Origin of the sequence: Desulfatibacillum alkenivorans DSM 16219 (assembly GCF_900142135.1) — a bacterium.
Taxonomy (GTDB): domain Bacteria; phylum Desulfobacterota; class Desulfobacteria; order Desulfobacterales; family Desulfatibacillaceae; genus Desulfatibacillum; species Desulfatibacillum alkenivorans.
Map to the genome: position 1 here is coordinate 1 of NZ_FQZU01000049.1, position 13,974 is coordinate 13,974.

Below are 13,974 nucleotides of genomic sequence, written 5' to 3' on the forward strand. Positions count from 1 at the left end.
GTAGGCGCACAGCTTGCTGTGCTTTTTGGCCGCGCAAAGCGCGACCAGTGCAGGGCAAGCCCTGAATCTACGAATCGAATTTGACCTGAACGGTATAATTAATAGGCCTGCCGCAACATGTATTCACGAAAACGGGGACTCGTCTTGTTGAAATCATGGCGGGGTGTGATCGTTGCTTTATTCAGCAAGATCTTTCATTTTATTCCATCGGTTATATCTTGGAGAGAGAGGGGGGAAGCCGTTGAGGCCTCCCCCTGTTTGATTGTGGAAGCCCTTCCCTGGGGAGGGGGGAATCATGCATCGTGCTTCACCGGCGGATGCATTTCGTCAAACCGGAACATGTTGAACACATGATGCCCGTCATAATCCAGGACGCGCAGGTCGCTGGCTTGCCGCAGGTCATTCATGACGACCGTATAATGCATGCCGTACCGTTCCCGAACCTTTTCCTCGTCCACCTCAAAAGCAATGTACCGTTTAATGCCCTTTGTCTCCAGTTTTTCCACCAGTTGGGGATCATCCAACGACTCATAAGACGTCAAAAGAAGGATGGGTCCCGATCCCGTAAAAAAGATTCCTGCTTTCATAATGCGCCTCCTTTGTTTTGCGGCTGTTCATCCAAATTTCCGAAGTTTTCCGCCGGGAAGGCAGCCCACCTTCCGGACTTTTTCCAAAAACTCCGGAGCCCGGTCCATGAAGCAGGCATAGTGCATTTTTCAGTTTTTAACGGGAGCTTGGAAAAAGAAAAACAAGCGGAGAAACAGATAAAAACAGCATAGAAAAAGAGGCGAATTTCCTTAAAGCGCAGAGGGAGTGCATACCAATAAAATAAGATTCGGGGCGGCTCATGTCAAGAAAACGCCGCCCCGATTTGATCCTATCTTTTCAAGTAGTTCATCAACTCCATGGGGGTGCGGATTTCCACCTGGGCGCCGGCCTGTGTGAGTTCGTCGGCCGTGCGGAATCCCCACAGAGCGCCTACGGCCAGCATATTCGCGTTTTTGGCCGTATGAATGTCCGTGGAGCTGTCTCCCAGGAACACGCATTCCTCGGGATTGAGGGACAGGGATTGGACGATTTCAAAGGCGCCCGCCGGGTCCGGCTTTTTGGGGACTTCAGGCCGCATGCCCAGAACCATTTCAAAGGTTCCGGGGGCGAAGTACTCCTCCACGCACAACAGGGTGTACTCGTGGGGCTTGTTGGACAGGACCGCTTTTCTGACGCCCAGGCCGTCCACGGCGGAAAGCAGGTCGTTCACTCCTTCATAAATGCGGGTTTTAACGTTCCAGTTGCGGCTGTAATCCTCTTTAAAGGCGTCCAGCACCCCAAATACCGCGTCGTCGTCCCGATTGCCTTCCGGCAGGGCGCGGCGAACCAGCATTTCCGCGCCGTCGCCGATAAAGTATTTATACTCGTCCACGGTGTATGTGGGGAAGCCCCGGGCGGCCAGGGCCCGGTTGGCCGAGTCCGCCAGGTCGTCCAGAGTGTTTAACAGGGTTCCGTCCAGGTCGAAAATAACTGCTTTGTATTGCATGCTGCTTCCTATTGGGCTGCGGGAGCCCATAAATAATAAAACCCCATGGGCAGATCGGAGTATCCCATGGGAAAATTGACGTTTACCAGGGCGCCTTTGACGCTGCTTTGGGACCCGGCGATGTTGTACACCGTGTCGTTAGCGATTTTGGACCGGCGATAGACAACCACCTTGGAGTCCTCGGGGATTCCCGCCATTTCCTTGGCCTCATCAATAGCCTGCGGCAGATAGGCCACCTCGTCGATGAGGCCAAGCTCCAGGGCTTTGGAAGCCACAAAGATCCGGGCCGTACGCACTTCCTCCAGAGCTTCCGGGGTGAGGTTGCGATGATCCTTCACGTGCCCCACAAACTGCTCGGCCAGATCGTTGATCACGCCGTCAAGAAGCCGGACTTCCTCGTCCGTGGGTTCGCGGAAGGGTGAGCCCATGTCCTTGTTTCTGCCGGATTTGCTCACGCGCATTCCCACACCGACTTTATCCATCAGGTCTTTAAAGGCGGGCTGCACCATGATGACGCCCACGGAGCCCGTGATGCTTGTGGGGTGGGCCACAATGCGGTCTGCGGGCAGGGACATGTAATATCCGCCGGACGCGGCCACGTTCATGAACACGCACATGACCTTTTTGCCGGTCTTTTCCTTAAACTCCTTAATCTCATGATACAGGATGTCGCTGGCAGTGGCCGTCCCACCGGGGGAGTCCACCTTGATGACCACGGCTTTGACGGCGTCGTCCTCTTCGGCCATGCGAAGCTGGGAAACCACTTCCTGCACCACGCTGGGCTTGGAGGAAAAAAGCTCATTGGAAGGCGTGTCGGAAATGACGCCTGCCACGGTAATCATGAGGACTTTGTCCTTGCCCTCGCCGGAGACGGCGTGCTCCTTCAGCGGATCGGAGGCGTCTTTAAACAGGTTGAAGCTGGGAGAACATCCAGGAAGCAGAAAAACTGTGAGCGCAATCAAAAGAATCAGGAATTTTTTCATAGTGTCTGCTCCATGCATTCTTGGGAAAGCGCGAGAGCCTTCCCGGTTGTAATATTGGGTTGGGATGAAATTCCTAACTATCGGCAAAGGGATTAATCCAGCAGCTTATACAAAATCAAGGCGTCCACATAGCCCAGCTTTTTATGATTGAAAGCCTTGGGCAGCACGCCGATTTCTTCAAAGCCGAGTTTTTTCCATAAGCGGACGGCCACGGTATTGGTGGAGACCACCAGATTGAACTGCATGGCCTTGAACCCCATTTCCCGCGCTTGTTCCTGGGAGTGCTCGCACATGGCACGAGCCAGGCCCTTGCCCCTGGCTTCGGGGGCGGTGATGTAACCGCAATTGCATACATGGGCGCCCAGGCCCGGCTGGTTGGGCTTGATGTAATAGGCGCCGAGGGTCATGCCCTGGTCGTCGGCGACTACAAAGGTTTGCGTCGGATATTCGATCCAGGCGTGATGGGCTTCCTCTTCGGTGATGTCCGGGGAATAGGCGTAAGTCTCCCCCTGCCTGAACACCTCTCCGATTATCTCCCACACCTTGGGCCAGTCTTTATCTTCATATGGACGAATATTCATAGTCCGCACTCCTTTCCGAAAAGGAATTACCACCGGGGTGATTAGAGGTCAAGGCGAGGGTATAAACAAAGAATTAAATATCAATAACACTGGGTTGGTTATATGCTTAATGAGTAATTCGAACAATATGAGGAATGATTTTGTCCAATTCAATGGATGCCCAACAGGCCTTAGCCAGTTGATGCCCCAGGTTTTTCCAGGTTGCATTTATAACCTTAATGCCTCGCTCTTGGAGATTTTCTACAGCAGGAACAAAGTCTGCGTCACTGGACACAAGGACTGCAATATCGTAGGCGTCAGCCCAAGCTAGAGAAAGCATATCAGTGACAATTGCGGAATCAACTCCCTTTTCTATGGATTTAAAAATTTTTTCTCCACATCCAGGGCATCTGTCTATATCACTATTGCATGAGTGGCATCTAAATGATTTCTCGTTTAACTTTCTATCTCTGACAAAAACATTGACTCCTGTTTGTCTGTCTAAAAAACTATCTAACCACCTTTTAAGGTTCACCTCTGCAGGGTTTTTCTTGTTAATGGACGCATACACGTTGGTCCCATCGAATTTGAGCTGAGAAAGGCCTGTAACTTTCTCAGTCTCAGAAACTAGCATAGGCGACAACTGGGTCCAGTCGATACGTTTTTTATTTGTTCTTGTATTTAATTCAATTTGGAAGTTCCAAAAATCTATAAAGATCCTCACTCTTCCAAGCATTCAACCCTCCAAAATAATAAGGGAAGCCGTATGGCTTCCCTGGGCTGTAATACGGGATACCCAATAGGGAACCCGGAGCTTTATATAAATAGGATAAGGTTAACCGTCATAATTGTCAAGAAAAAATATTTGCAACTTTTTGTTTCCTGATTACCCCATAAATAGCTGGGCGCGGAGGGCGGAGGCGGATTCATTGTTCAGGGAGGCCAGGGGCTTGCCGCCTATGGAACGCACGGGCATGACTCCCATGAGGCAGTTGACGGCCCAAACCCATTGGGCGTTCGCCAATTGCCTGACCATGACGGGCTGCCTGCGGATGATATGCCCCTGCTGCTTTAAAAGCCTTTCCACCTGCTTGAAGGCCGTGCCGGGCAGGCGCCAATTGGTGGCCGGGGTGTACCACCCGTTAATGTCATAGGTCAGAAGGTTGGCCGTGCAGGTTTCGGCGACCATGCCGTCCTTATCCAGGATCAGGGCCTCATGGCAGCCGTTGTCGATGGCCTCTTGCTTCGTGGCCATGTAATACAGATAGTTCAGCGTCTTATGCCCGGACAGGGGCGGGGAAAGGCATTGCTCCGGGACGTATAGATCCCAGCCATGGGCGTAGGCGCCGCTGGCCGGGGCCAGATAGTTTTCCGCCAGGGCCATGCAGGTGGGATTGGCTGCATGAGGCAGGCCCAGGCCGGGGGCGCACCCCCGGGTGAGTACGATTTTCAGCCGGGCGAGGCCGTCCTGCAGGTTGTTTTTTCGAATAAGCCTTGTAAGGAGGCTGTTCCACTCCAGACCGCTGTTCCAGGGCAGATTGAAGCGCCGGGCCGACGCCTTTATGCGCTCCAGGTGATCCTCCAGAAATATGGGAGCGCCGTTCTGGGCGCGTATGGTTTCAAACAAGCCGTCGCCGAACAAGAGCCCCCGATCCAGGGGGGATATGCGGGCTTGGGATTCAGGGAGAAACTCTCCGTTAAGCCAGATAATGCGTTCTCTGGGAGCGCACGCGGTTTCCTGTTTGTCGCTCATGGATGGTTCCGGTTTATAGGGATTTCAGCGTTTCCAAAAGGGTGCGGCCCTTGTGGAGGGTTTCCTCAAACTCGTCGGCCGGTTGGGAGTCGAAAACAATGCCGCCGCCCACGGAAAAATAGGCCTTGTCCTTCTTGCGGACAGCCGTGCGGATGGCGATGTTCAGGTCCATGTTTTCGTGCCAGCCCAGATAGCCGATGGATCCAGTATACACATGCCGGACGTGGGGTTCAAGCTCGTCGATGATTTCCATGGACCGGATTTTAGGGCAACCGGTTATGGACCCGCCGGGAAAGGTTCCCCGTAGGATTTCCCCCGGGGTTATGCCCGGCCTCAACTCTCCGGCCACGATGGACACCGCATGATGCACGTTTTCGTATGTTTCCAGCCGGCGATGCTCCGTGACCTTCACGCTTTTTCCCGTGCATATCCTGGAAATATCGTTGCGTAAGAGGTCCACGATCATGGAAAGCTCGGAATGCTCCTTGATGCTGGAAGCCAATTCCTCCTTCATGCGCCGATCTTCCTCCGGCGTCTTGCCCCGGGGCCGGGTGCCTTTGATGGGCCGGGTTTCGATGTACGACCCTTTGCGGTAGAGAAACCGCTCCATGGAAGTGCAAACCACCTGATGGTCTCCGGCGTGGATGAAGGCATAAAAGGGGGCCGGGTTTCTGGCGAACAGCCTCTCCCACAAAGCGAAGGGATTGCCTTCAAAGGAAAACTGAAACCGCTGGGACAGGTTGGCCTGATAGATGTCGCCTTCTTGGATGTAGGCGATGACTTTTTCCACGGCCTGCATGTAGTCTTTGGGATGGAAATTGCTGACCGGAAGGCCGGTTTTCAGATGATCGCCGCCGCATAAATCATGGGACGGGTCCGGGGTCATGGCCGGCAGCCCGGTTTCCAGTTCCAAAAAAGTCAGGGCGCTTTCATGCCGGTCATGCACCAGAATATTGGTGGGGAGAAAAAAGAAAAGGTCGGGCAGGTCCAGATCGTCCTCGGCGGTTTGAGGCAGCTTTTCAATCACGTTTTTCAGTTCATATGCCGCGTAACCAGCCAGGCCTCCGGCAAAGGGGAGGGCGCCCAGATCAAAATCCGGGGCGAATGATTGGATCAGGCGGTCCAGTTCGGCCAGGGGCTCCCCTTCCCAGGACGTTTTACCCTGCGCCGTCTCCAACACGATTTTACGGCCGAATGATTTCAGGCAGCACGCCGGCTCGGAAAAGGCCATGGAATAGCGGGAGCAATCCAGATCGCCGCCGCTCAGAAGCACGGCGCTGTATCCGGTTTTGCCCATCTCCCGGGCCAGATTCAGAAAAGCGGCGTCGGAGCCGCTGGATGTTTTGCAATCTTTTATAGCGACTGTGCGGCTTGGAAAATCAGGCGAAGACATGGACTTCCCCCTGGGCGCGGGGATAACGCTCTAACCCCGTCGGCGGGATTTTCACTCCCCCGCAGGCCTGACTCAGAAAATTGGCGGCCATTTCCAGCCCGAATTCAGTCATGAAGGATTCCAGGTGAAACTGCACGCCGTGGACAGGATGGACCCGATGCCTGACGCCCATGATTACCCCGTCGTCTGAAATGGCCGTCACCTCCAGTTCATGAGAGTGAACGTCCACGCACAGGGAGTGATACCGGGCTGCCCGAAACGGGGAGGGCAGGCCCTGGAACACGCCTATGCCCTTGTGGCTGACCATGGAGCATTTGCCGTGGACGCACACCGGCGCTTTGGGAGTGCGGCCTCCGTAAACTTCGTTGATTACCTGCATGCCCAGGCACACGCCTAATATGGGAACCCGGGGGCCGAAATGGCGCACCACTTCCTTGCTCACGCCTGCGTGGGACGGGGTTTTGGGGCCGGGCGATATGCAAATGGCGTCGGGATTGCGCTGTTCGATATGGGACAGGCTGGTTTCGTCGTGGCGGTAGACCTCCACCTGGACGTCGAATTCGTAAAAAAGCTGCACCAGGTTGAAGGTGAACGAGTCGTAATTGTCAATCATCACCAGCCGCATAGCTTCGTAAAACTCCATAATCTTAAATGGTTATTTAAGTTTTGTGGAGCGGCTCATAAAAAAAAGCCATTCCGCCTCTACGAGTCGGGATGGCTTTCACCTGACATAACTCACCAAAATCTATGCCACAGGGCGCACGGGGAGTCAAGGAAAGATGCGCGGAATCAGTATGACATCCGGGCGTCTGAGGCATTTTGTTGGGTTTCGCGAGCTCAGCCCAACGGCTCGTTCCCATGCTGTCAGCCATTGTCGCGCAGTTGTTTTTTTGCGACAAGGGCCGTGCGCGTGGGAATGCATATTGTAACATCCTGAAACCATGCAGTTTTCAATAATTTCTTTCGTTGAAATCAGGTTTTGTATTCATTCCACAGGGAAGCGCGTCGAAAACGATTACGCGTTAATGCTTCGTATCCTCGACTGCACGGTTTAGGCGCATTTTGTTTGGGTTTCTCAAGCTCAATCCCTTTTAGGATTTTCCCCAGAACAGGTCTTGGCCGATCGTTGAAATTTATTGTTGACAAGAGGGAATTGACTGTATAGTTACAATAACTAATCATTTATTACTCATTATCTCTTGGGGTGTAGAAGGCGCTGAATATCCGTCTCATTGATTATAGTTTATTAATCTGTTTTAATTGTATAATAATTATAAAATCCCGCCTGAAAAGGGCTGCGGAAAATTATACTATTGACTGTAAGGTCAATGACTAATTGACTTGAAAGTCAATTAAACGTCAACCCTAACCCTTAAGGAGGCGCACCATGAAAAAAGTCCTTGCCGCGACGTTAATGCTGCTCCTGGCCTCGCCCGTTTATCTTTGGGCCATGGCTCCCAGCCCGCCGGACCCGCCGGAAACAGGCTACGGATCGTCCCAGTTTTACATCACGGATTCTTATACTGAGTATGAAATGGGCGACTCCGGCGACGGAGAACGGGTTTGGTGGTATGTGCCCGAGGTCCTTAAAAACGGAGACAGCGCTCCGGTGGTGATTTTTCTCCACGGCTTTTTGATGGTGGCGCCGGACATCTACATGGGCCACATCGAGCATTTATGCAGCCAGGGCTATATTGTCATCTTCCCCCAGTTCAACAAAGGCGGGATCAGCGGCGTGCTCCAGGACATGATGCTGAACGCCGACCAGAACGACTTTTTGACAAGGGCCATTGACGCAACCAATCTGGCCCTGTCGCAATTGGGGGATATTGCGGAAACCGATGACATGGTCCTTTACGGACACTCGGTGGGAGGCCTCATGGCCTTATGCTGGGCCGGGTTTGACGGCCCTGCAGTCCAAAGGGTGGTATTGGCCAGCCCCTGCCTGGATAACACGGAAGCCATGCCGTCCTTTGTCAGCGGCATGATGGAAGGCCTGATTACCAATCTGGATTACGAAGCCCTCGCTCCAGCGACCCAATGCCCCGTGACCATCCTTTGGGGCAATGACGACGCCCTGGCCACGGCAGCCCAGATGGAAAGCGTCATCGGCGCCCTGCCCAGCGCCTCGAGCATTCGTCTATACACCGCTTTTTCCGATGACCATGGAGATCCTGAAATCATTGCCGACCATATGGCCTGCGCTCAGGACGACGGGTGGATGCCCTCCCTGCTCATGGACATGTTCGGCGGGGACTGCGAAGAGGATTCTTTGGATTACCGCTATTTTTACGCGGGCCTGGACCAGGCCCTGGACGGCCTCATCGACATGACTTTTGACATGGGCGCCTGGAGCGACGGCGAGCCGGTCCTCCCCATAATCGAAGGCCTGCCCTAAACCTGTCCTTCCATAAAAAACCAAACCCGGGATGGGCGCCGCCTGTTCCGGGTTTATTGTTCCATGGGCTAAAGGGTGGGCTTTGATGCCTTTTTTACCTTTCGGTGATCGCCAGCTTAACCGCCAAACCCAAAAACACGGTTCCGGCGACCCTATTCAGGATTTTGTTCACTTTGGGGGATTTGGTGAGGATTTCCCCGATGCTTCCCGACAGCAGGGCGATGCTTCCGAAAACCGGTATGGCCGCCAGGATGAACAGGCTCCCCAGGAGAAAAATCTGGACGCCCACCGGCCCTCTTGCGGGATCGGCGAACTGGGGAAGAAAGGCCAGGAAAAACAGGGACACCTTGGGGTTGGTGACGTTCATGAAAATGCCTCGGAAGTACAACTTGCGCAGGCTGAGTTGGAGCGGGTCGGCGGTCAGATCGACCGACGACGAGGTTCTGAAAGCCTGCCAGGCCAGATAAAGCAGGTAGCCCGCGCCAAGGAATTTTAGGACCGAGAAGGCCACGGCCGAGTTCTGGATGAACACGGCAATTCCCAGGGCCACCGCCGTGGTGTGGAAGATCACCCCCGTGCACAGGCCGAAGGTGACGGCTACGCCCGCCTTTTTGCCGTTTATGGCGGATTGGGTGAGCACGAAGATGTTATCCGGCCCCGGCGCCAGGGCCAGAAGCAGGGACGCAATAAAAAACGGGATGATGGATTCGAGGCCTATCAATTGTTATCCTTTCTTTATTGTTTGCTTTCAGGCGCGTCCAAACTGGATTCGCTCCAGCCCATAAGGGCGAAGACGCCGTGCCAGCAATAATCCAGGCGAACGGGCGTTCCTCGGGATCCGTTAATGCCTTTGCGAAAGGCGCCTGCCAGGGAAACCGGGCACCCGAACTTTGCCGCATCCTCTTGGGTGTACTGGCATTGAATCAAATAAACCCGCACAAGGTTCAGGCGGGGCTCCCAACGGCGAATCCAGCCCCGGTAAGGCGTGTCCGGCGTGCTCACGAACAGGTCGTAAATGGCCTGCAACCCTTCCAGGCGCACGGCTGTTCCCGCGGAAACTCCCTGAGCGTTTCGGAAGGCCCCGTGTTCGTTATTTCCCGGCTCCAGGATTTGCCCTTTCATCTCCTCGTTTCCGTAGGAAAAAATCAAAGGGATCAGGCTTTTTCGAGTATGCGGCCCCTGCTTCTCCGCCAGGTGGATCTTGATTTCGATCCTGTCCTGGCGCATGCCAAGAGCCCGGCGCTCGTCAAACAGGGGCTTGCCTTCCAGCCGGGAGAGGATCTCCGCCTGTTCGGCCTTGAGGGCTTGCAGCATTTCTTCATGCGCCTGAGCCAGAATTTTGTCGTCCGCGAATTTGTAGGCTTGCCCTATGCCCAGCAGGCTCCAGTGATCGAAACCGCTTTGATGTCCTTCATAGGCGTCCCAAACCCATTCCATGGCCAGATAATTGATTAACCGGTTTATCGTTTGAGGAGCGTCCTCTTCCGGGAAAGCATCCTGGGCCGCGGCCAGGGCGGCCAGCGCCTGGCCCTGGTCGTTCATGATGCGCATTTCCGAGAAACGGGCCTCGCCCCCGTTAATCAGGCAGAGGCTTTTTACGGACCCGTCGCTGGTTTGCAGGCATTTAAGGTATTGGCGAAGATCCCGGATTGTCTGCGTGTGTGCGGTTGTCTTGGCGGCTTTATCCAGCTGGATCAGGGCCATGAGCGCCATGGCGCACTCTCCCGTGTCCGCCAGGAGGCTTTGGGGATTGTCTTTATACGGGCTCGCCGGAACGCGGAACTCTTGGCCGTCAATCTTCACCGCGGCCAACCGGGCCAGGGAGGCCCTGGCTGCTTTTTGTGCGGCTTCCAGATATTTTGCGTCACCAGGGGCTTCATAAATCCTGAGCAGGGAAAGCACGGCGCCCCAGTGTTCATTCCAATTGTATCCAGGCTGCTCCTTGCAATCCAAGGGCGTATAATCATAAACAAAGCGGCCGTCGTCCTTTTGGACGGAGCACATATAATCCCCGGCGGCGACGGCTTTTTCAAGCCGGAGGCCGGCGGTCATAGGGCCTGAAGCGCTGCCGGAAGCAGTTAAAAAGCAGAGCAGAAGAAAAATCGCCAGAGCGGCTTTGCATAGGATGCGCATAAAAAGACTCTCTCCGGTTCCCCAAGAATTTCGGCGTCAAACAAATGTCCCGGCAAAGTTACCACGGAACCGGCTTACTGCCAAGTTGCTTTCAAATTTGCGTTCCGCTAAACTAGGAATGCTGGCATAAGACAGGAAATGGGCAAACCTAAGATAGACCTCAGCGCCGGCCTAGTCCGTCATCCCCGCGAACGCGGGGACCCAGTGTCTTTGTAGCTCCTCAATTTCTCTGAGGATACTGGATTCCTGATGGAGGCGATAGAGAATGACGAATTTTTAAACACGTTTGTTTTTGCGCGAAGCGCCATTTTACAGTTTTGATCCAACTTTTTAGCTGCGTTGCGGCGGATAGATCATAACTTGGCCGCCGGAGACAGGTATTTTTATCGTTTATTTAATGGGTTACTGCTCAAACGTCAAACGTAGATTTGACCCCATTTCATTTGCTGTTTTTAAAAAATCGTGCGGTTTGGGGATGTAAAAGAGAGGCTGCGGAAAGGAAGAAGAGCAGGGCGTTGGCGCCGGAGAATAGGGCGTTAGGATCGCCTGAAAAGGCCTGCTCTCCAAGCACGGCGGCCATAATCAGGTGATACGCTGCGCATAACAGGCGGCCAATGTTTCTGTTCGATAAGATCAGCATGCCGAAAAGCCCGGCAAAGGTGATATGAATGATGGAGACGGTCCCGAACAGCACGGCCTGAAGGGCGAAAAAGGCCGCCCAGGCGGCCAGGAAAAGCCCCATGGCGGCTTTGACCGTCCCGGGCAGTTGGGAGAATTTGGGCCTATTTGTGGGCTGCATAGCGTTTTCTCACAAACGCGGCGAAGGAGGCTGCGGTTTCCTGATCCAGGCAATCCGGCTTATCCTGGATGAACTTTTTCAGTTCTCCGTTGGTCAATACGGCGATTCCGCCGCTTTCTTTGATTTCGCCGCTGTTTACCTCCGGTACTAATAACACCGGCCTGGGCATCAACTCCAATTTAAAATACTTTTTCAGAACGATGGAAATCAAGTGGCAAATGCGCCATGTGTTGCCGGTCAGGGTTTCCAGAGTATCCTCCCCGCAATACAGGACGCCGTTCTTTTCCGCAATTTCTCCGTTTTTTCTCACCTTGGATATGACGAAAATTCCTTGCCGGGAAATCACCAGATGCTCCACCCGGAACAGTTCCAGGATGAACCCGTGAAACACATAGGCGTCGTCATCCAGGCCGTTGAGTGCATCGGCTGCGGCCTGATCCTGGGAGAGATTGCGTTCAAGGGTTTTAGGGGAGACGATTCTTTGAAAGCCCATGGGGTTGATCCTGGAATACACAAAGACCAGGACCAGGGCGATTCCCGCGCCCACGGCCAGGCTGGCGAGGATTTCGGATTTCACGTCCGCGCCGGGATCGAACATGAGCGCGGCGGTCAGGACGGCCATGCCCAGCATGATCAACAGGCCGGAAAGGTCTTTTTTGATGCTTTGTCTGGTTGGATATCCGATGACTTGGGCCATGGTTTTTTTCCTTTTTTGGGAATGGCGCCCCTCCCGCCTGGGGGACGGCGGGAAGGGCTGGGGTGCAGGCGCTAATGACGACTTCCTTTTTGATGCATTTTAGCGGGAATCTTGGGGGATTGCAAAAATGCCCCGGCATGGCGGCCGGAAATCGTCTTTATTCGCCTAAAGGAGATCTATGTATATAATGGTGCGGCCGGCGGGCCGCACCATTTATTATTTTATGCAGCCAGCTTTTCCTCGGAGCTTTTCACCTCAGCCAGTTTTTTGGCCGGAGGATTGCCGGGGAATACCGGTTCTTCCTGCATGTAGGCGTATTTCTTGTCGCTGCCAAGGTAGATCAGCAGGCACAGCAGGATGGCGGCGCCAAGGCCCCAGGCCGCGCCGCGGGTGGCCAGGATGGCGCCGGACACGCCGGCGATGCCCAGGTCGTTGAACGATCGGGCCTTAAGCACGCCCACGCGCACGCTCACGTATCCCTGGATGAGCATGGTCGAAGCCAGGCCCACGCCCAGGATGGGCTTGACCGAGGAGGCAATGGGGGCCAGGAAGTAGCCGGTCCAGGTTCCCATGCGGAAGGACGCCGCGCCGCCGGTGATGGAATCCATGGCTTCGGGGCCGTGCTTGTATCTCTCACAGATAACCACTTGCATGGCCGCCCAAAGGGGGCCGCACATGGAGATGTCCGGGCCGATGACGCTCATGATGGTGTTGCGTGCGCCGAAGATGATATGGGAGCGATTGGGGTTGTAGTCGATTTCTTCATCCGGGCGGTATTTCTGGGCGTCTTCAAGCAAAGCCTGGGTCTGGATGACGTCGCCGAATATTACGATGTAGGCCGAAATCACCATGGGCAGGCCGGTCAGGAACATGGAGAGCGGGGGCACGGGAATCGAGCCCAGCATGGTGAAATCGCGGAAGAGGCCTGCAAAGTCGGGCCTGGTGAAAATGTCGCTGCTGTAAGTGGGCCAGGAAAGCTCGCCCAAAAGAGGGCCGACAAAGATTGCCAGTGCCAGGGCGGGCATCATGCCCAGGTTTGCAAGATAATAAAGCGCTTTGTTTTTGTTGCGAATCCGTTTGAAGTGTTCGGAGAATAAGAGGTAGAAGGCGATGCCGATGCAGATGGTGACGGTCCAGGGGAAGCTGTCAAAGCTTTTGAGGCCTTCGCCCGGCTTGAACACCAGCATGACGGCCGAAAATCCCGCGCCCAAAAGAATGCCCGACTGGACCGCGTTGGGAATCAGTTTGACCACTTTTCTGGCCAGGCCTGTCGCGCCGATGAGGATGCAGAAAAGCCCGAAGGTCAGCTGAAAGGCTATGAGGGCCTGCATGCGCTCCACCCCGGGCGCAAAGGTTTCCACGTAGGCGATCAATAACGGAATGGCCGGCGTCACCCACCCTGGGACCACAGGATCTCCAAAGGTTACATGGGCCAGGTACAGGGTGCCGTTAAAAATGACGATGGCCAGGGCGATTTCAAAGGACATGCCCAGCTTGCCGGTCAACACCGGAATGATGGCCATGCACACCGTACACATAAGCAGGCCCTGCAAATAGTCGGGAAACTCAAACCGGTAATGGATAAAGGGAAGGCGCAAGGTCAGCGGTCCCATAGGGATGCCGGGCTGTATGCCTCCATGCTCTCGTTTTATGCTCATCTCAACTCTCCTCCATGTTCTATATGGTATTTTCGGACGGATAAGCGCCTGACTTGACAGTCTTTT

The 13,974-nt window shown here is 54.4% G+C and carries 14 protein-coding genes; 1 reads left to right on the top strand and 13 read right to left on the bottom strand.

Going from position 1 to position 13,974, the window contains the following annotated elements:
- Positions 1-293 precede the first annotated feature (293 nt).
- From BUE18_RS24160 to BUE18_RS24200, 8 genes are all read right to left on the bottom strand, one after another.
- On the bottom strand, positions 294-587 hold the full coding sequence (locus BUE18_RS24160; protein WP_073478720.1) for a hypothetical protein: 294 nt from the start codon (positions 585-587) through the stop codon (positions 294-296).
- A gap of 290 nt (positions 588-877) precedes the next feature.
- Positions 878-1,534: an HAD family hydrolase gene (locus tag BUE18_RS24170; protein ID WP_073478722.1), complete on the bottom strand. Its 657-nt coding sequence runs from the start codon at positions 1,532-1,534 to the stop codon at positions 878-880.
- An 8-nt stretch (positions 1,535-1,542) separates the two neighbouring features.
- Positions 1,543-2,517 carry a signal peptide peptidase SppA gene (sppA, locus tag BUE18_RS24175; protein WP_073478723.1) on the bottom strand — a complete coding sequence of 325 codons (975 nt, stop codon included), beginning with the start codon at positions 2,515-2,517 and terminating at the stop codon, positions 1,543-1,545.
- Between the two features lie 92 nt (positions 2,518-2,609).
- A complete protein-coding gene (locus BUE18_RS24180; protein ID WP_073478724.1) occupies positions 2,610-3,098 on the bottom strand; it encodes a GNAT family N-acetyltransferase in 489 nt (162 codons plus the stop codon).
- A gap of 106 nt (positions 3,099-3,204) precedes the next feature.
- Complete coding sequence (locus BUE18_RS24185) at positions 3,205-3,813, bottom strand: NYN domain-containing protein (protein WP_073478725.1); 609 nt, start codon at positions 3,811-3,813, stop codon at positions 3,205-3,207.
- Between the two features lie 150 nt (positions 3,814-3,963).
- Positions 3,964-4,830, bottom strand: a complete 867-nt coding sequence (locus BUE18_RS24190) for an aminotransferase class IV (protein WP_073478726.1) — start codon at positions 4,828-4,830, stop codon at positions 3,964-3,966.
- A 13-nt stretch (positions 4,831-4,843) separates the two neighbouring features.
- The gene (locus BUE18_RS24195; protein WP_073478727.1) at positions 4,844-6,223 is read right to left on the bottom strand and encodes an anthranilate synthase component I family protein; all 1,380 of its coding nucleotides are present in this window, start codon (positions 6,221-6,223) and stop codon (positions 4,844-4,846) included.
- The gene (locus tag BUE18_RS24200; protein ID WP_073478728.1) at positions 6,210-6,848 is read right to left on the bottom strand and encodes an anthranilate synthase component II; all 639 of its coding nucleotides are present in this window, start codon (positions 6,846-6,848) and stop codon (positions 6,210-6,212) included. The genes BUE18_RS24195 and BUE18_RS24200 overlap by 14 nt, the downstream gene beginning before the upstream one ends.
- A gap of 762 nt (positions 6,849-7,610) precedes the next feature.
- Here BUE18_RS24200 and BUE18_RS24205 point away from each other — a divergent pair.
- Positions 7,611-8,621, top strand: coding sequence for an alpha/beta hydrolase (locus BUE18_RS24205; protein ID WP_073478729.1), 1,011 nt, complete (start codon positions 7,611-7,613; stop codon positions 8,619-8,621).
- Positions 8,622-8,715: 94 nt separating this feature from the next.
- On the opposite strand, the gene BUE18_RS24210 is transcribed toward BUE18_RS24205, so the two are convergent.
- The 5 genes from BUE18_RS24210 to BUE18_RS24230 form a co-directional block, all read right to left on the bottom strand.
- A complete protein-coding gene (locus tag BUE18_RS24210) occupies positions 8,716-9,342 on the bottom strand; it encodes a LysE family translocator (RefSeq protein ID WP_073478730.1) in 627 nt (208 codons plus the stop codon).
- A gap of 14 nt (positions 9,343-9,356) precedes the next feature.
- Positions 9,357-10,754, bottom strand: a complete 1,398-nt coding sequence (locus BUE18_RS24215) for a hypothetical protein (RefSeq protein ID WP_073478731.1) — start codon at positions 10,752-10,754, stop codon at positions 9,357-9,359.
- Positions 10,755-11,193: 439 nt separating this feature from the next.
- Positions 11,194-11,553: a hypothetical protein gene (locus BUE18_RS24220; RefSeq protein ID WP_073478732.1), complete on the bottom strand. Its 360-nt coding sequence runs from the start codon at positions 11,551-11,553 to the stop codon at positions 11,194-11,196.
- A complete protein-coding gene (locus tag BUE18_RS24225; protein WP_073478733.1) occupies positions 11,537-12,250 on the bottom strand; it encodes an NERD domain-containing protein in 714 nt (237 codons plus the stop codon). The genes BUE18_RS24220 and BUE18_RS24225 overlap by 17 nt, the downstream gene beginning before the upstream one ends.
- A gap of 221 nt (positions 12,251-12,471) precedes the next feature.
- Positions 12,472-13,908: a permease family protein gene (locus BUE18_RS24230; RefSeq protein WP_073478734.1), complete on the bottom strand. Its 1,437-nt coding sequence runs from the start codon at positions 13,906-13,908 to the stop codon at positions 12,472-12,474.
- Positions 13,909-13,974: the final 66 nt, after the last annotated feature.